Annotated in this window: 14 protein-coding genes; 8 read left to right on the top strand and 6 right to left on the bottom strand. The window is 67.3% G+C overall.

The annotated features are described in order from the left end of the window. Window positions 1-35: 35 nt before the first annotated feature. The gene (locus QYM46_RS18035) at window positions 36-1,637 is read left to right on the top strand and encodes a succinic semialdehyde dehydrogenase (protein WP_432790069.1); all 1,602 of its coding nucleotides are present in this window, start codon (window positions 36-38) and stop codon (window positions 1,635-1,637) included. Between the two features lie 33 nt (window positions 1,638-1,670). On the opposite strand, the gene QYM46_RS18040 is transcribed toward QYM46_RS18035, so the two are convergent. The 4 genes from QYM46_RS18040 to QYM46_RS18055 form a co-directional block, all read right to left on the bottom strand. Continuing rightward, window positions 1,671-3,626 carry a penicillin-binding transpeptidase domain-containing protein gene (locus tag QYM46_RS18040; protein WP_432790070.1) on the bottom strand — a complete coding sequence of 652 codons (1,956 nt, stop codon included), beginning with the start codon at window positions 3,624-3,626 and terminating at the stop codon, window positions 1,671-1,673. A 58-nt stretch (window positions 3,627-3,684) separates the two neighbouring features. Further along, the gene (locus tag QYM46_RS18045) at window positions 3,685-4,419 is read right to left on the bottom strand and encodes a response regulator (RefSeq protein ID WP_169253566.1); all 735 of its coding nucleotides are present in this window, start codon (window positions 4,417-4,419) and stop codon (window positions 3,685-3,687) included. A gap of 55 nt (window positions 4,420-4,474) precedes the next feature. After that, window positions 4,475-6,352, bottom strand: a complete 1,878-nt coding sequence (locus QYM46_RS18050; RefSeq protein WP_432790071.1) for a sensor histidine kinase — start codon at window positions 6,350-6,352, stop codon at window positions 4,475-4,477. Window positions 6,353-6,472: 120 nt separating this feature from the next. After that, window positions 6,473-8,317, bottom strand: a complete 1,845-nt coding sequence (locus QYM46_RS18055) for an MOSC domain-containing protein (protein WP_432790072.1) — start codon at window positions 8,315-8,317, stop codon at window positions 6,473-6,475. A gap of 113 nt (window positions 8,318-8,430) precedes the next feature. Here QYM46_RS18055 and QYM46_RS18060 point away from each other — a divergent pair, with 113 nt between their 5' ends. The 3 genes from QYM46_RS18060 to QYM46_RS18070 all read left to right on the top strand — a co-directional run bounded on the left by QYM46_RS18060 (window position 8,431) and on the right by QYM46_RS18070 (window position 11,288). Further along, window positions 8,431-8,724 (top strand): metal-sensitive transcriptional regulator, encoded by a 294-nt coding sequence (locus QYM46_RS18060; protein ID WP_062862662.1) that lies wholly within the window; start codon window positions 8,431-8,433, stop codon window positions 8,722-8,724. Between the two features lie 87 nt (window positions 8,725-8,811). Then, on the top strand, window positions 8,812-9,024 hold the full coding sequence (locus QYM46_RS18065; RefSeq protein ID WP_169253569.1) for a heavy-metal-associated domain-containing protein: 213 nt from the start codon (window positions 8,812-8,814) through the stop codon (window positions 9,022-9,024). Beyond that, complete coding sequence (locus QYM46_RS18070) at window positions 9,024-11,288, top strand: heavy metal translocating P-type ATPase (RefSeq protein ID WP_432790073.1); 2,265 nt, start codon at window positions 9,024-9,026, stop codon at window positions 11,286-11,288. The genes QYM46_RS18065 and QYM46_RS18070 overlap by 1 nt, the downstream gene beginning before the upstream one ends. Before the next feature lie 394 nt (window positions 11,289-11,682). On the opposite strand, the gene QYM46_RS18075 is transcribed toward QYM46_RS18070, so the two are convergent. After that, window positions 11,683-11,964: a hypothetical protein gene (locus tag QYM46_RS18075; protein ID WP_432790074.1), complete on the bottom strand. Its 282-nt coding sequence runs from the start codon at window positions 11,962-11,964 to the stop codon at window positions 11,683-11,685. 380 nt (window positions 11,965-12,344) lie between these two features. On the opposite strand from QYM46_RS18075, the gene QYM46_RS18080 reads away from it, so the two are divergent. From QYM46_RS18080 to QYM46_RS18095, 4 genes are all read left to right on the top strand, one after another. Continuing rightward, window positions 12,345-12,890 carry a hypothetical protein gene (locus tag QYM46_RS18080; protein ID WP_169253571.1) on the top strand — a complete coding sequence of 182 codons (546 nt, stop codon included), beginning with the start codon at window positions 12,345-12,347 and terminating at the stop codon, window positions 12,888-12,890. Beyond that, the gene (locus tag QYM46_RS18085) at window positions 12,890-13,849 is read left to right on the top strand and encodes a response regulator transcription factor (RefSeq protein ID WP_127365116.1); all 960 of its coding nucleotides are present in this window, start codon (window positions 12,890-12,892) and stop codon (window positions 13,847-13,849) included. The genes QYM46_RS18080 and QYM46_RS18085 overlap by 1 nt, the downstream gene beginning before the upstream one ends. Window positions 13,850-13,853: 4 nt before the next feature. Next, window positions 13,854-15,140, top strand: a complete 1,287-nt coding sequence (locus tag QYM46_RS18090; RefSeq protein WP_432790075.1) for a sensor histidine kinase — start codon at window positions 13,854-13,856, stop codon at window positions 15,138-15,140. A gap of 226 nt (window positions 15,141-15,366) precedes the next feature. Further along, complete coding sequence (locus tag QYM46_RS18095; protein WP_432790076.1) at window positions 15,367-16,425, top strand: M15 family metallopeptidase; 1,059 nt, start codon at window positions 15,367-15,369, stop codon at window positions 16,423-16,425. Between the two features lie 4 nt (window positions 16,426-16,429). Here the strand turns inward: QYM46_RS18095 and QYM46_RS18100 are convergent, their stop codons facing one another. Beyond that, window positions 16,430-17,047 carry a DUF1990 family protein gene (locus tag QYM46_RS18100; protein ID WP_432790077.1) on the bottom strand — a complete coding sequence of 206 codons (618 nt, stop codon included), beginning with the start codon at window positions 17,045-17,047 and terminating at the stop codon, window positions 16,430-16,432. Window positions 17,048-17,106: the final 59 nt, after the last annotated feature.

Below are 17,106 nucleotides of genomic sequence, written 5' to 3' on the forward strand. Positions count from 1 at the left end.
CCTGCGATGACCTACGTCACATGGTTAGGAAGCCGATGAGAACAGAGACCACCGCCCGCACCTCCGAAGCAGGCACTGCACAGACCGCGTCCACGCATGTCACCGCGGCACTGCGGGACTTCCTCGACACCGATCCGTACGCCGATGCCTCCGGTTCGGGCGAGGTGATGCGCGGCGTCGAACCGTTCACCGGCCAGGAGGTCGACCGGTTCGCCCGGAACACTCCCGACGACATCGAAGTCGCCTACGCCACGGCCCGCATCGCAGGCGCAGCATGGGCCGCTCAGTCGGTTCAGCACCGGGCGAAGGTGCTCACTCGACTGCATTCCGCACTGGTCCGGAACGAGGATCTGCTCCTCGACATCATCCAGTACGAGACCGGCAAGGCCCGCATCCACGCCTATGACGAGATCCTCGATACCTTCAATGTGCTCCGCCACTACGGGGTGATGGCCGCCCGGTATCTGCGTCCCGAACGTCGGCGCGGAGCCATCCCCGTGCTCACCCGCACCGAGGTCACGCGCACCCCGTTGGGCGTGATCGGCTTCATCACACCATGGAACTACCCGCTGACCCTGGGGGCGACCGACCTGTTCGCGGCCCTGACGGCCGGCAACGCCGTCGTCCACAAACCCGATTCGACGACGACGCTGACCTCGGTGTTCATGCGCAGGCTGGCGATCGCCGCGGGTCTGCCCGCCGAGGTGTGGCAGCTCGTGCCCGGCCCGTCCTCCGAGGTCGGGCCCGCGCTCATGGCCGGTGCCGACGGAATCTCGTTCACCGGGTCGACGGCTGCTGGGCGGTCGATCGCCGCCGAGGCGGGGCAGCGCCTGCTGCCCGCCGCGCTCGAGCTGGGAGGCAAGAATCCCCTGATCGTGGCCGCCGATGCGGATCTGGAGAAGGCCGTCGAGGGTGCCGTGCGCGGATCGTTCTCCTCGGCCGGGCAGCTGTGCATCTCGATCGAGCGCATCTACGTCCATGAAGACCTCTATGAGACCTTCTGCGCCCATTTCGCCGAGGCGGCCCGCGCCCACCGTCTCAGCGCGGAGTTCGAGTACGGCCCGGACATGGGCACCCTGGCAGGGCCGAAGCAGCTCGAGACGATCACGGCTCATGTCGAACAGGCCCGCAGTGCCGGTGCCACGGTGCTCGCCGGCGGACACCCGGTGCCCGATCTCGGCCCCTACTTCTACGCCCCGACCGTGCTCACGGATGTTCCCGCGACGGCGGAGCTGCATCGGGAGGAGACCTTCGGCCCCGTCGTCTCCGTCTATTCGGTGCCGTCCGATGCCGCGGCGATCGCTGCGGCCAATGACAGCGACTACGGGCTCTCGGCGTCTGTCTACTCTCGTTCCCATGGGCGTGAGATCGCGCGGCTGGTCGAGGCCGGCATGGTCAATGTCAATGAGGTCTACCCGGCCAGCTGGGGGTCCATCGACGCACCGGTCGGCGGAGTCAAGGCCTCAGGCATGGGACACCGGCACGGACCGGAGGGCCTCCACCAGTTCACGGCCACGCACACGATCGCGCAGCAGCGCCTCCACCCGATCGCACCGGCCGGTCCTCTCGATCAGAAGACGTTCGCCAAGGCCATGACCGGGGCGCTTCAGGTGATGCGGTCCCTGCGCATGAGATGAGGAGCACGTCGCCGCAGCCGCCTCGGTGGAAGCTCAGTTGACGGAATCGAAGAATTCGTGCGCCACCGGCACGGCCGCCTCGGCGCCGAATCCGCCGTCTTCGACGAGGACGGCCACGGCCAGATCTCCCTGGAATCCGGCGAACCATGAATGTGTGCGCGGCGGGGTCTCCTCGCCGTATTCGGCCGTTCCGGTCTTGCCGTGGACGGGGTCGCCGGGAACGTCCTTGAGTGCAGTCGCAGTGCCTTCGGTGACGACCTTGGCCATCATCGTCGAGATCTCCTTCGCCGCGTCCGCGTCGAGCGACGGGGCATCGTCGTCGTTGCCGGTGCCCTTACCCGCACCCTGGCCACTGTCGCCGCTCTTCGCCTCGTCGAGCGCCTCACCGAGGACGAGCTGCGGGGTGATCGTCTCCCCCGCCTCCACCGAGGCGGCCATCGTCGCCACGGCCAGCGGGCTCGACTGCACCTTGCCCTGACCGATCATCTGCGCGGCGTGGGTGACCTCGTCATCGTCGGCCGGCACCGAGGCCATCTTCGCGCCGATGGCCGAGGTGTCACCGAGCATGCCGAGCTGGGCGGCGGCGTCGGCCACCTCGTCGCCGGTGACCTTGTCGGCGGAGGAGACGAAGGCGGTGTTGCAGGAGTGTGCGAAGTCGTCGGCGAAGCTGACGGTGCCGAGCACTTCGTCCTCGGCGTTCTTGAACCTCTTGCCGCCGATGTTCACGGTCTTCGGGCAGTCGATGTCGTCATCCGGTTTCACCCCCGCGTCGAGGAGCGCCAGCCCCGAGGCGATCTTGAACACCGAACCGGGAGGGTACTGACCGCTCAGCGCTCGGTCCCAGGCCGCTCCTGCCGGGTCGTGGTTGGCCACGGCGAGCACGTGGCCGTCGCTGGGACGGATCGCGACGACGGCGGCCGGTTTCTTCGCGGTCGCCGCCGCGTCGTCCGCGGCGGTCTGGATATCGACGTCAAGGGTGGTCTCGAGATCCTCACCGTCCTGCGACTCGAAGGCGTGGAGGCTCGTCAGCTTCGTCTTTCCGCCCTTGTCGTCGGTTGGATCCCCTTTGGCGAAGACTTCGACGCTGCCGGGTCCGCTGAGGCGGGAATCGAAGGTCTTCTGCAGGCCGGTGCGGCCGACGATGTCACCGGCGATGATCTCGCCCTCGGACTTCTCGATGTCTTCGGCGCTGGCGGGTCCGGCCGAACCGAGCGTGGCCTGCGCGAACCCGCGAGACCGGGTCAGCGTCTGGGTGTCCTCGGAAAAGAGCACTCCCGGCAGATCGTGGATGGCGCTCTTGACCGATCTGTAGTCGTCTTCGCGCAGGGTCACGACGGGGACGAGCTGGTTGCCTGCGGCGTCGTCGACGGATTTCTCGAGGTCAGCGGCGTCGAGGTCGAGCGAGTCGACGCCGTCATTGAGCCCGCTGACGAGTCGGCCGATGGTGTCGGGCTCCAGGCGATTCGGGTGGATGCCGATGTCGATGACCTTCCCCTCTGCCATGAGCACTTCGCCATCGGCACCGAGGATCTTCCCGCGTCCGCCCGGATTCGCGCGCAGTGCGAAGCTGCCGCCTGTGCCGAGCTTCGGATGGATGGCCTTCTCCGTGAGATCCGCCCACCAGAAGAGTCCGTTCTTCTCCAGGGGCAGCTGGGAACTGTATTCCCAGGACTCTCCGTCATTGCTCGCCCAGCTCCAGTCGAGGGTGGCCACGGTCCGCCCCTCGGCCTCGGTGATGTCGTCGACGGTGACCGACCGCAGGTCGACTCGCTTGCCCAATGCCTTCGTGACGCGGTCGAACAGGCCCTGAGCGAGGTCCTTCTGGTGCCAGATGTCCGAGCTCAGCTGCTCTTCGGCGAGGTCGTGGGCGGCTGCCTCGGCGGCCGACGACTTCGTCATCGGAAGCCGGAAGAGTGCGAAGACTCCGGCGCCGAGCAGCAGAACGAGGACGAGTGCGACGGCCAGCCAGAGCCGGGACTTCTTCGACATGGGACCATCCTCTACCGAGGGGTGTCCGATGTCCATTGCTCTGTGCCGAGACCGCCGGTCAGCCTGCGTCGGGGACGACGGTGTATTCGAGGACCGGTCGGCCGGCCGAACCGTACCGGGGACGGCGTTCGAGCATGCCGGCGTCGGCCATGGATTCGAGGTAGCGGCGCGCGGTGACTCGGGAGACGCCGAGGCCCTCGGCCAGCTCAGCGGCGGACTGGCCCGGATTCTCATCGAGCAGGTTCTTCACCTCGGACTGGACGGCATCGGGCACACCCTTCGCGGTCGCGGCCACGGTGTGGGTGCGCAGGGCCGAGATCGCCTTGTCGACCTCGGTCTGGGTGACCTCCCCGTCGTTCGAATCTCCGCCGAGGCGGTTGCGGAAGGACGAATACGCCTCGAGTTTGGATTTGAAGACGGGGAAGGTGAAGGGCTTGATGATGTACTGGGCGACGCCGTAGGACAATGCCTCCTGCACGATCTGCATGTCCCGGGCGGCGGTGACGGCGATGATGTCGACGTCGACGCGCTGGCCGCGGATGGCGCGACAGACCTGGAGTCCGTGCCCGTCGGGCAGATTCATGTCGAGGAGGACGAGGTGGATGCCGGAGGAATCGAGGCCGTAGATCTGACCGGTGAGAGCAGCCATCGCCTGAGTCGCATTCTTCGCCACCCCTGCGACGTGATAGCCGTCGATGCGGTCGATGTACTTCGCGTGAGCACGGGCGGCGACCACCTCATCCTCGACGACGAGCACACCGATGCTCGATTCAGGCACAGTTGAGTCCGACATGCCGCCAGTCTATCTGCACCCGTTTGACAGCGTGCCTGATCGTGTTGCAGTCCCGTCACATCGAGCTGTGGCCCGATTGACCTGCACCGGCCGAGTCCGGCAGCCACACCGTGAGCACCGCGCCCTTGAACCGGTCGCAGTCCTCCCCGTGGCCCTGCACGTCGACGGCTCCCCCGAGGCGGCGGATCGCCTGCACGACCAGGGACAGCCCGACCCCGCGGGTGCCCGTCTGCCGGCGCCCCTGCCCCTGGTCGGTCTCGACACCGTCGTGCTTCGTCGACCAGCCGCGTTCGAAGATCGCGTCGAGGTGCTCCTCGTCGATGCCCGGACCGTCGTCGCTGACCTCGATCGTGAATCCGCCGGGACCGCCGGAACCGGAGAGCTCGACGTGGACTCTCTTGTCTTCAGGCAGGACATCCTGCCTGCTCAGAGCGTCGAAAGCATTGTCGACGAGGTTGCCGAGGATCGTCGCGAGATCCCGATCATCCCCGCCGAGGCTGCCCGTGAGATCCGCGGTGTCCACCGTCATCTCGATGCCCACCTCGGCGGCTTGGGCGATCTTCGACAGCAGCAGGGCCGACAGCACGGGGTGGTCGAAGGTCATCGACCCGTCCCCGTTGACCCGGTTGAGGTCGTCGATGTCCCTGGCCGCGAAGTCGATGGCCTCATCGACATGACCGGTCTCGAGCAGGGACACGACCATGTGCAGCCGGTTCGCGTATTCGTGGGTCTGTGCGCGCAGGGAATCGGAGAACGATCGCACGGACACGAGCTCGCCGGAGAGCTCGGCCAGCTCCGTGTGATCGCGCATAGTCACGACCCACGTATCGCTGGCCGCCTCGGTGGGCTGCTGATTGACGACGAGGACGCGGTCGTCGGTGTAGTGGATCTCGTCGCGGGCCCACCGGCCGGAGGCGAGCAGATCGTGCAGCGCCTCCGGCAGGTCGAGTTCACGCAGCGGCATCTCCTCCGCCGAGGTGGGGCCCGTGTCCTCGTCGTCTCCGGCGGCCGGCATGCCCAGCAGTTCCCGGGCTTCGGTGTTGATGAGCACGATTCCGCGGGCGCGGTCGACGAGCAGCAGACCTTCGGAGACGGCCGTGAGCACGGAGGAGTAGAAGTCGAGCATGCTGCGCAGCTCCTCGGCGCCGTAGTCGCCGGTGACCCTGCGCAGGCCCCGCGATGTCACCCAGGAGGAGCCGATGCCGAGGATGAGAGTGAGGACGGCGATGCCGATGAGCCATTTGCCCTGCGCCAGGAAGCCTTCGCGGACCGAATCGGCGGAGCTGCCGACGATGACGGCGCCGACGACGGTGTCGGACCTCATGCCGTCGACGCCGACGTGTTCGGCATAGACCGGGGTGACGACGTACATGGTGCCGTCGGACGGGCCCCCGTCGTCGATGAAGCGCACGGTCGACCGGCCCTCCTGCAGAGCCTGCCCGTCGACCGCCTGGGCCAGCTGGTCGATCGAATCCTCGGGGATCTTCCCGGAATCCGCCGAGGCGGTCTTCGCCTCCAGCGCCTGCTGGCGTCCGGGCGAGCCCAGCGTCGGCGGGGTGAGCAGGAAGTCGATGGGCACGACCGCGGCGACGTCGAAGCCGTACTGGCTGATGACATTGTCCAGCAGCGTCTGGACATCGTCGCGGGATTCGGAGTCGAGGTAGTCGTCTTGACCGACTTCACCGGTGGCGACGAGACCCAGTGACATCGAGATGTTGTCCGCGGCCGACCGCAGCAGGTCCTGTTCGCGTTTCGTGTTGAGCTGGGAGAGCTGGAGGTAGAGCAGACTCGTCGTGAGCACCATGACGCCCACGAGCATGATCGAGTTCGCGAACATGATCCGCCCGGCCGCGGACAGGCGCACCCACCGACTCAGGCGGCCCACCGGTCCGGCGGGCCCCTGCGGCAGCACGGTGCGCTTCTTCTTCGGCATGGAAACCATTGTGCCACCCGCTCAGGGGCCGCCTGCCGGGTCGGTCTGCCGCGTCAGGCTGCCAAGTCATCCTGCCGGGTTCCGGCGGCGGGGTCAGCCTGCCGCCTCGGCCCGCCGGGGTCAGAGCGCCAGACTGATGGGCCCGGCGGGGACCGCAGAGCACACGAGCACCTCGTCGCTCTCGACTCGGGCGGCGGGTTCGATCGGGTAGAGCACGGACCCGGCGGCCAGGGAGACCGAACAGGTTCCGCAGGATCCGCCGCGGCAGGAGCTCGGCGACCGGAATCCGCGCGCTTCCAAGGATTCGAGCAGAGTGCCTTCCTGCGGCTGCCAGACGAAGCTCGTCCCCGAGTTCTCCAGGGTCACCTCGGCGGGCGAACACGCGGCGATGGCCTCGCTCATGCCCGTGTTCGGAGAGGCGAAGGTCTCCTGGTGGACCGCGGGAACGCCGGCTTCGTCCGCGGCGGCGAGCACGGCCGCCGTGAAGTCGCGGGGTCCGCAGACCATGACGTTGTCGCAGCCGGCCACCCAGTCGACGAGGTCCCGGTGACCCGGTCGACCGGCCGTCGCGGTATCGCGGTCGTGAGTCTCGACGGGCACTGAGCCGGAGCGGGCGCGGTCCTGCAGCCGGTTCCACAGGCATGCGGTGCGGTGGTCGCGGTCGACGTGGACGAGTCGGATCCGATCGGTATCAGGCAGCTCGGCCAGACCGTCGCTGCGCAGCAGCCCGAGGCTCGGGGTGATGCCGATTCCGGCGGTGATCAGGGCCGTTGTGCCGCCGAAGACGCGCGAGGCGGTCATCGTCCCGTGCGGGCCGGAGGTGAGGATCCGCTGCCCCTCTTCCAATGAGGCCACAGCCCGGGAGCCCTTGCCTTGGGTGCGCACGGCGATGCGGACGATGTCGTCGTCGACGTCGGTGATCGTATAGGTCCGCCAGAACGGTGCGCCGAGGTCGAGGTGGACGCGCAGGTTCGTGCCCGGTTCGTCGAACTCGCGGATCCAGCCGAGGTCGTCGCGCAGGGACACCTCGACGATGTCGTTGCAGATCTGCTGACGCCCGACGACGGTCATGAAGCGCGGCGTGCGCGCGACCTTGATGAGTTCGCGCGGGGCCGGTCCCTCGACGGTGATCTCGTCGCCGGCTCTGACATCGCCGGTCTCGAGGATCTGCCCGTAGATTCCGCAGTGCAGGTGCCCGCAGGCGGAGTTGAGCAGCCTTGGGACGTTGACGTCGACCTCGGTCGTCGTCGGGTTGACGGTCGTCGCCGGGCAGCGTTCGATCGTCGAGCGGATCGCCAGGCGCACCCCGCCGAGGCGGATGATCGAACCGATGAGCGCGAATTCCTCGAACGGCGCGAGTCCCTCGACGAGGATGTTGCCGCGGAACCTCAGCGGGTCGAGCGCGACTGCGGGAGTGGCCGGGTCGTCCGTGTCCGCCGGATCGACCGCCGTACGACCGGCAGCTTCCGCGCTCAGGCCGAGGGCCGCGCGGCCCTCGTCCGTTTCGGCGATCGCGGCGACCGTGGCAGGGTTGATGAGAGAGATTCCCGAGCGCTGCGAGTCGAACATCCCCTGATCCGCGACGGCCAGGCAGCGCGGGAATGTACCCTGAGGGGGTATTCGTTCGGAGAGGAAGCTCGCCGAGGCGGCCCTGCCGTCGGCGTCATCCGTGGAGAAGGTCGTCGACTCCCCCGTCGGGGCCGTGAGGGTCACGGTTGCGGAGATATCGCCGGCCGCCTTGGGGAGGGCCACGGCGACCTGCCATTTCTGCAGGTCGGTGTCGTTTTTCAGCACCGTGAAGGCGGAATACGTGTGCCAGGCGTCGGCGGGAACGTCGAGGCTGCCGTTCGTGAACGCCGCGATCCGGTCGCCGCGGATCCCGCGGTCCTTGACCGCCCTGGCCTCGGTGAGTTCCTCGGCGGGGAATCCCTTGACCGGGAACCGGAACAGTCTGGCAACATGCATAATTCGATTGTAGGAGCCGGAGAACTCGGAACGGTCGGGATGAGAGCAAACGCACAGCCGCCTCGGCGAGGGTCGGTCTTGATTTATACCCTATAGGGGTATACGGTGTGTTCATGACTGAGCAACATGGATACACCCCGCAGAAGGACGCTCTCGCGCGGAGGATGAAGCGGATCGAAGGTCAGGTCCGCGGCATCGGGAAGATGATCGATGAGGACAAGTACTGCATCGACATCCTCACCCAGGTCTCCGCCGCGACAGCCGCGCTGCACGCGGTCTCCATCAACCTCCTCGAGGAGCACATCGCTCACTGCGTGGTCGACGCCGCCTCATCCGGCGACGACGAGGAAGCACGGAAGAAGGTCGAGGAGGCATCAGCCGCCATCTCCCGACTCATCAAGAGCTGAAGCCGCAGGCCGCGTCCGCCCCATCGGGGTGCGACGACGCCTGCGGCCCGGACGTCGGGACAATTTCACAGCTGATAGGAGAGCACGATGACGACCACCACCATCACCGTTTCTGGAATGACCTGCGGACACTGCGAAGCCGCTGTCAAGGAAGAGCTCGGGGCACTCGCGGGCGTCTCGGAGGTCGCGGTCGACCTCAACGCCGGGGGCGATTCCCCGGTCACGATCACCTCATCGACCGAACTCGACGATGCGGCGATCCGCGCCGCCGTCGATGAAGCCGGCTATGAGGTGAAGTGATGCCTCGCGAGCTCGAGCTCGACATCACGGGCATGACCTGCGCGTCGTGTTCGGCGCGGATCGAGAAGAAGCTCACCCGCCTCGACGGGGTCACGGCGGAGGTCAACCTGCCGCTGGAGACCGCGCATGTGGTCATCGATTCCGAACTCAGCGACGACGACATCACCGGCGCCGTCGCGAAGGCCGGCTACGGTGCCACGGTGCGCCGCCCCGGCGCGGGCGGTGCTGGAGGCGCCGGTCCGGAGATCGTCGACTACGATCCCCGCCATCTGCGGCCGCGCTTCATCGGCTCGCTCACCCTGGCCGTCCCGATCGTCGCGATCTCGATGGTGATGGGCTGGCATTTCGCCGGGTGGCAGTGGGTCGTGGCGATCCTCGCCCTGCCGGTCGTGACCTGGGGTGCGTGGCCGTTCCACTCAGCGGCGTACAAGGCCGCTCGCGGTGGGTCGACGACCATGGACACCCTGGTCAGCGTCGGCATCACCGTCGCGAGCCTGTATTCCTACTTCACGCTGGGCCGGGCCGTCGCCGACGGTCACGGCTGGTCGATTCCCGCCGAATACCATGTGTGGTTCGAAGCTGCCGCGGCGATCACGGTGTTCCTGCTCATCGGCAAGCTCACCGAGGACCGGGCGAAGAACCGGTCGACGGCCGCGCTCAAGGCGCTCCTCGACCTCGGCGCGAGGTCCGCAACCGTGCTGCGTGAGGGTGGTGCCGCTGAGGGTGCCGCTGATGCGACTGCGGCCGATGCTGCTTCCGACGCTGCCGTCGCGACTGGCGGCCGCGTCGAAGTGCAGGTGCCGATCGACGAGCTGACCGTCGGTGATGTCTTCCTCGTCCGTCCCGGTGAGAAGATCGCCACCGACGGTGAGGTGCTGACCGGTCATTCGGCCGTCGACGAGGCGATGCTCACCGGCGAATCCGTTCCGATCGAGGTCGGCCCCGGCGATTCCGTCACCGGAGCCACGATCAACACCTCGGGTGTGCTCGAGGTCCGCACCACCCGTGTGGGTGCCGATACGACCCTGGCGGCCATGGCCGATCTCGTCTCTCGCGCGCAGAACGGGAAGCCTGCCGTGCAGCGGCTGGCCGACCGGATCTCGGCGGTGTTCGTGCCGATCGTCTTCGGCATCGCGATCCTCACCCTGCTCATCTGGGGGTTCGTCACCGGAGACTGGGCGGCTGGGCTGCATGCGGCGCTCACCGTGCTCATCATCGCCTGCCCCTGTGCCTTGGGCTTGGCTACGCCGACGGCACTGGCGGTGTCTTCGGGGCGCGGATCCCAGCTGGGCATCCTCGTCTCCGGGCCTGAGGCGCTGGAGTCGACGCGGTCGATCGATACGGTCGTGCTCGACAAAACCGGCACCCTGACCACCGGCGTGATGAGCCTGACCGGAACCGAGCTCTCACCGGCGGACTTCGCTGTGCTCGCTCATCTGGAGGCGCGCAGCGAACACCCGATCGCCCGCGCCATCGTCGACGCCGCACCAGAGATCGTCGGGGCGGGTTCCGCAGAGGCAGGCTCCGCCGGGACAGCGGTCGCGGATTTCGAGAACATCGCCGGCGGCGGGCTGCGGGCCACGATCGACGGCGCCGAGGTGCTCGCCGGTCGCCCGGACCTGCTCCGGGAACGCGGGATCGCGGTCGACTATGCGACCGACTCGGTGCCGCGCGGAGCCACGATCGTCGCGCTGGCGATCGACGGGGTCTTCCGCGGGCTGAGCTTCGTCTCCGATGAGGCTAAGCCGACCGCTCGGGCCGCGATCGGCGAACTGCATTCGCTGGGACTGAGCACCGTCCTGCTGACCGGGGACAATGCCCAAGCCGCCGAGGTGGTCGCCGAGGCTCTCGGGATCACCGAGGTCCGCGCGGATGTCCGCCCGGAGGGCAAGGTCTCCGTGGTCAGCGAACTGCAGGAGCAGGGCCGGGCCGTTGCCATGGTCGGCGACGGGGTCAACGACGCCGCCGCTCTGGCCGGTGCCGATCTCGGCATCGCGATGGGGTCGGGCACGGACGCGGCGATGGCGGCATCGGACATCACCATGGTCAAGTCCGATCCGCAGCAGATCCCGCAGGCGATCCGGCTCTCGCGCCGGACCTTGGGACTCATCAAGGGCAACCTGTTCTGGGCCTTCGCCTACAACACCGCGGCGATCCCGATCGCGGCGTTCGGACTGCTCGACCCGATGATCGCCGGTGCCGCAATGGCGTTCTCGTCGGTGTTCGTCATCCTCAACAGCCTCCGCCTGCTGCGCTTCACGTAAGCGGCGGGGCCAGACGAGTTCAAGTAAGCGGCGCGGGTTCAGACGAGCCGTCCTCAGCCGCGACGGAGTTGCGGCGGAACCCGACGAACTTCCATCCTTCGACCGCGAGCATCTTTCACTGTAAGTGCCATAACCCCCTGCTCCTGCAGGGGGTTATGGCACTTACGGTGTCTGATGCCTCTGCAGCTGTAGGACATGACAGCTATGCGAGGGTGTGCCGGCAACGAGACGTCATGCCGACGGAGCGCGTGACAATGCCGCGGAAAGTGAGGCCGGTGCCCACGTCTCAGCGCGGCGGCCGGTGCCCACGTCTCAGCGAAGGGCCTAGGGCGCCTCGGCGAAGGGCCCGACTCTCAGCCCAGAGCCCCGCCTCTCAGTGCAGGCCCGGGGCGTCTTACCGCATGACCGGGTAGGACTGGTTCTGATTCTGCGTGTCCTTGCGCATCACCCAGTTGAGGTAGCTCGTGAAGCCCGACACCAGCACAAATGCCGCTCCGGCGTAGACGAATGCGTAGCCGAAGGCGCGACCGTCCTGCCACGCCCTGGTGACGATGATTGCGAGGACGAGGGTGACGATTCCGCAGACGGCGCCGACTCTGATCGCATCCTTGTAGGACACCGTGCTGGTGGGCTTGCCGCCTGTGGACTTCTTCTTCGGGGTGTTCAAGGGCGCCATGTCCTCCATTCTACCGGTCCGACCTGAGAGCCGAGGTGGCCACAAGCCGCCTTGAACCAGACGTAATGCGCGACGACAGGCGGATCCGACGGCGCCGGTGACCCGCCTGAGCCGATGATCAGGTGGACTACGGGCTCGGAACAGGTAAAAATGAGGGTGTGCCCGCCACCGTCAGACGCGCCTCCGGGGAGGCGCTGTGCTCATCTCTCTCCAGCCAGGCCCCGCCTGGCCGTGAACCATGCGCAGACACCGCGACTCGGTCCGCAGTCGGCCCCGGCCACGGCCCCGCCTCCCTCGACATTCCCCTTTCGACACCCCTCTCCTCGACCTCCCTCCGCCGCACCGCCCGCACTGTCGCGGCGCTCCTCCTAGCGGCAGTCATGACTCTCACCGTCACCGCGTGCGGCCCCGATCGCGGCCTCAAGGTCTCACCCGAGGGCAATCCCTCCCCTTCCCTCTTCGCCCCCAACACCGAGGCCGCAGGCGAAGCGAACGAACCGTTCTCCCTCGACGAGGTCCGCAAGGCCATCGAATCGTCGTCGGGAATCGCGGTCACCGGCAGCGCCACGGAGACGGCCAAGGTCGTCGCCGACTGCAAGGACTGCCTGAAGTTCGCGTCGCCGTTCCTCAGCGGTGAACAGAAGTTCCAGCTGGTCACGGTGGCCAACCCCAAACAGCGGAACGAGATCATCGCCGGTGCGGTCATCAGCGAGCACAGGGGCGAGCCCCGCCTCGAACTCATCGCCACCGGCAATCAGCTCAAGGTCAGCCCCGGCAGAAATGGGACACTGGTGGTTCAGGAGGCCATGTTCGCCGACGGGGACAAAGCATGCTGCCCCTCCGGCTGGTCGGTGCAGGTGTTCCGCCTGCACGACGGTAGGTTTGAACCAGGTCAACGCTTCACGCGGCTAAATGGAGAAACGTAATGCACATAGTTCTGGTCGAGGATGACGAGGTCATCCGCGAAACGACGCAGATCGGACTCGAACGCTTCGATTACACGGTCTCGGCATTTGCCGACGGCCGCGAAGGGTACGAGTTCGTCTCCGCCAACGGCGCCGACGTCCTGCTTCTCGATCTCATGCTGCCGACGATGAACGGCGCCTCCATCTGCCGCGCCGTGCGCGAGCGCTCGACGATCCCGATCATCATCATCTCCGCCCGCTCCGATGCCATCGACATCGTCCAGGCGCTCGAGGCCGGAGCCGACGACTACCTGACCAAGCCCTTCGACATGCAGGTGCTCAACGCCCGCATCCGCGCGGTCGTCCGTCGGTTCATCACCACCGGCACCGACCGGTTCGGCTACTCCCCCGCCCCCGAAGCGGATGAGCATCACGACACCGTGATCGGCCCCGGCGGCATGGTCACCGGCGACGGCATCCCCGAGGTCCTCGGCGCCAGCCCCGGCATGGACACCCGGGATCGACTGCGAGCGCAGCTCGAATCCGATGACACCTACCTCGGTGCCGGTGGGAAATTCACCACCGCCCCCGAGGCGGACGACGACGAAGAGGCGATCGGCGGAGTTCCCCCGCGCCCGAGCGGCTCCCCCACGGTGGCCGCGGAGACGTCCGATTCCGACGGCGGGCTCGGCCAGTTCCGCACGCGGCTGGGGTCCCTGGTCCTCGACACCGGCCGGCTGACGGTCGAGGTCGACGGGGAGGAAGTCCACCTCACCCCGACCGAGCTGCGGGTCCTCCTGCTGCTGACCGAGCAGCCCGAGCACGTGTATTCGCGGGAGAAGATCGCGTTCACGGTGTGGGGCTACGAATGGGCCGGCGACTCCCGCGTCGTCGACGTCCACATCCAGCGCCTGCGGAAGAAGATCGGGGCGAGCATGATCGAAACCGTTCGCGGATTCGGTTACCGCTTCGCAGGCTGATCGCATGTCACTGCGCTGGAAGATCTCTCTGCTCATCGTCGCCTCGGTGATCATCGCCGTCCTGTCGTGTTCGATCGTGCTGCGGCAATCCGCGGCCCGGGCCGAAGATGACCGGATGCGCTCGACCGTGACCGAGCAGCTGACGAATGCGACGGCCATCTTCTCCGAGACCGGGGTGCTCACCCTCAATGCCCGCATCGATGATCCGGAGCTGCCCAAGGAGGCTCGCAGGTCCGCGCTCAAGGGCCAGAGCGTGACGATCCGGTCCGAGGTCGACGGTGAGGAGATCGTGTGGGCCGCGGCCCCCATCGAGGTCGGCTCGCACACCCAGGTGATCTCCGTGCGCGCCTCGACGAAGGACAGCCAGGAGCTCATCGGCCGCATCGACCAGGCGCTGCTGGTGGGTATGATCGGCTCCGCCCTCGTCGTCGGCGGCGTCGGATCGATCGTCGCCGGCCGCATCTCCCGACGGCTCACGCTCGGCGCGCAGGCCGCCAGGAAGATCGCCGCCGGCGACACGACGACGCGCATCGCCGATGTCATCGACGAATCCGATCAGGAGGTGTGGGCCTTCGCCACGGCCGTCGACACCGCCGTGGCCCGCCTGACCGAACGCATCGACTCCGAGCAGCGCTTCACCGCCGATCTCGCGCATGAGATGCGCACCCCGCTGACCGGGCTGGTCAACGCCGCAAACCTGCTCGAAGAGGATTCCCGCCCCGCCGAGCTCGTCAAGGACCGGGTCGTGCGCATGCAGGTTCTCGTCGAAGACCTCCTCGAGGTCTCCCGACTCGATGCCGGACGCGCCAATCCCGAGTTCACCCGCGTCGACATCGATCAGGCGATCCGTTCTCTGCTGGGCACGATGGAAGCTTCGGGCGCCCTCGCCGGCCACCAGATCGACACCCATCTGGCGGCACTGAATTCGACCCTGGTCACCGATGTCCGGCGCTTCGAACGCATCGTGTCGAACCTGCTCGTCAACGCGATCAAGCACGGTGGCGATCCCATCCGGCTGGAGACGAGCACGCGCAGCATCGTCGTCACCGACTCCGGCTCGGGCTATCCGCCGGACATCGTCAACACCGGCCCGACCCGCTTCGTCTCCGCCGGCGGCGGCGGAATGGGGCTCGGTCTCGTCATCGCGCAGGGGCAGGCCCGCCTGCTCGGAATCACACTGATCTTCAGTAACGATCCCGTAACAGGCGGTGCGCGGACCGAAGTGATCTTCCCCGAGGAAGACGCCCAGGAGCGCGCCCTCCGACAGTACATCGAGAGCCGATCCGAATAATCCTCGCCGAGGCGGCCCTCACCTTGGTTCAGGGCGCTGACCTGGAATGACGGCAGGAATTCGAGGTTCCGCTGAAATCGACCTGGGTGCCGGCCGACCGCCCGCGAGTGCGACTCGTCACTAAAATATGACAGGTTCGATATATTCCCGTTACACTTTTGTGATGTAGTTTTGGAGTCGTCGGAACGTCGACGGTCTTCGAGGAGTCACAGCCATACGGAGAGTTATGCCAGAGTCATCATCGACCACAGAGTCACCGGTGCGTCGACGGGATCTGCACAGGCGACGCTCATCGTCCCCGTTCTCTCGCACCCGCACCTCGACTCGCAGCACCGGGGCACCGACCGCGCCTGCGTCCGCTGACTCCGAAACCGAGAACCTGTCGCCCAGGCGCGCAGCGATGGCCGCCGAGGCGCGAGCGACTCAGTCGTCCCCGCGTCGGGCCGCAATGGCTCGAGAAGCCGCCGCGGTTCCCACGACCTTCGGCTCAGCGTCTGCCTCGTCCGCCCGTCGGGTCAGCGCAGGAGCCGCCGAGAGCCGCGGGTCCGATGGTGCGCTGCTCAAGTCCGTGCGCAAGAAGAAGGTGCGGACCGTTTCGACTCTGGCTGCCGTCTCAGTGGCGGGTGCCGCCACTGCAGTGACGATGCTGGTCAACAACCTCGGCGGAGGCGCGGAGGTCAAGACCGACCCGACCGCCGCGGGTGAGCCCGCCGCCGTCAATGCTGAGAAGGTCAACGCGGACGTCCCCGAGGTCAAGGGGAAGTCGTCGATGGAGATCGGCGTGCCGAGCGCCAAGCAGAAGAAGGTCGAAGCCGCGTCCCGCGCGGTCGAGAAGAGTGCCCTGCCCGGCTGCGATGAGAAGCAGAACTTCGATCAGTCCGCCGGCAACGGCGAGCTGCCCGATGAGTGGCTGTGCGACCTCGGCAAGGAAGACCACCGACTCCGTGCCGATGCCGCCGTCTCCTTCGCGAAGATGAATGCCGCCTACAAGAAGGACACCGGCAAGGAACTCGAGATCACGGATTCCTACCGTGACATGGCCGGACAGGTCTCTGTGGCCGGCCGGAAGCCGGGGTTGGCCGCCAAGCCGGGCACCTCACTGCATGGTTGGGGCATCGCCCTCGACCTCGGCGGTGGAGTCGCCTCGAAGTCCGGAGCCTGGAGCTGGCTCGTCGAGCACGGGGACGAATACGGCTGGGAGAACCCCGACTGGGCCAAGTCGAGCATGTACGAGCCCTGGCACTGGGAATACACTCCCGCCCGCGACTCGATTCCCGGCAAGTGATCGATCAGCTGCGCAGTGCCCGTCCGTAGCGGCGGCGGTAGACGATCTGAGCGAGCCGAACGAACGGTTCGCCGAGTCTCCAGATGCCCTGCCCCGCCCGCGAGACCGACCTCAGGACGAGGAAGACTCGGTCGTCGGCGGTGCGGATGAGGATGAATGACTCCTCTCCGGTGATCGGATGTCCCGGCTTCGTGCCGTAGGTGAAGCCGCATCGGTCCTCGGCTTCGAAGACGTCGATGACCCGTGAGGGCTCAGGCAGCCGGAAGGGGCCGAGGCGCACGCGGATCGTCGGCTCCTGCCCCGGCTCCACCCGAGGCGGCCGACTGGCACTCTCACCGCCCGAGCGAGCGTCGGCATCGGCCGTCGTCTCCCCTCGACCCGCTCGATCGGCTCCGCCCGCGCTCCCGGCGAGGACGGCGTCGACGTTCACCTCGATGTCGAATCCGCTGCGGATCTTGACCTCCCAGTGCAGGAGCTCCTCGGCGCAGCGGTCGAACGTCTCTTTCCCGTGGCCGACGAAGTACGCGGATTCGAAGTGACGGTAGCCGTCGGGACGCTCCAGCCACCTCGGCGAGAGGGGATGCGTCAGCGTCACGGGACGGTCCTGTGAATGTGCGGCCATGCCTCCAACCTAACGGACGCGGGCCGCCAGCCCTACGGATTCGAACCGTGGGACTCACA

The organism is Brevibacterium sp. K11IcPPYGO002 (assembly GCF_050920635.1).
In the GTDB taxonomy this organism is placed as follows: domain Bacteria; phylum Actinomycetota; class Actinomycetes; order Actinomycetales; family Brevibacteriaceae; genus Brevibacterium.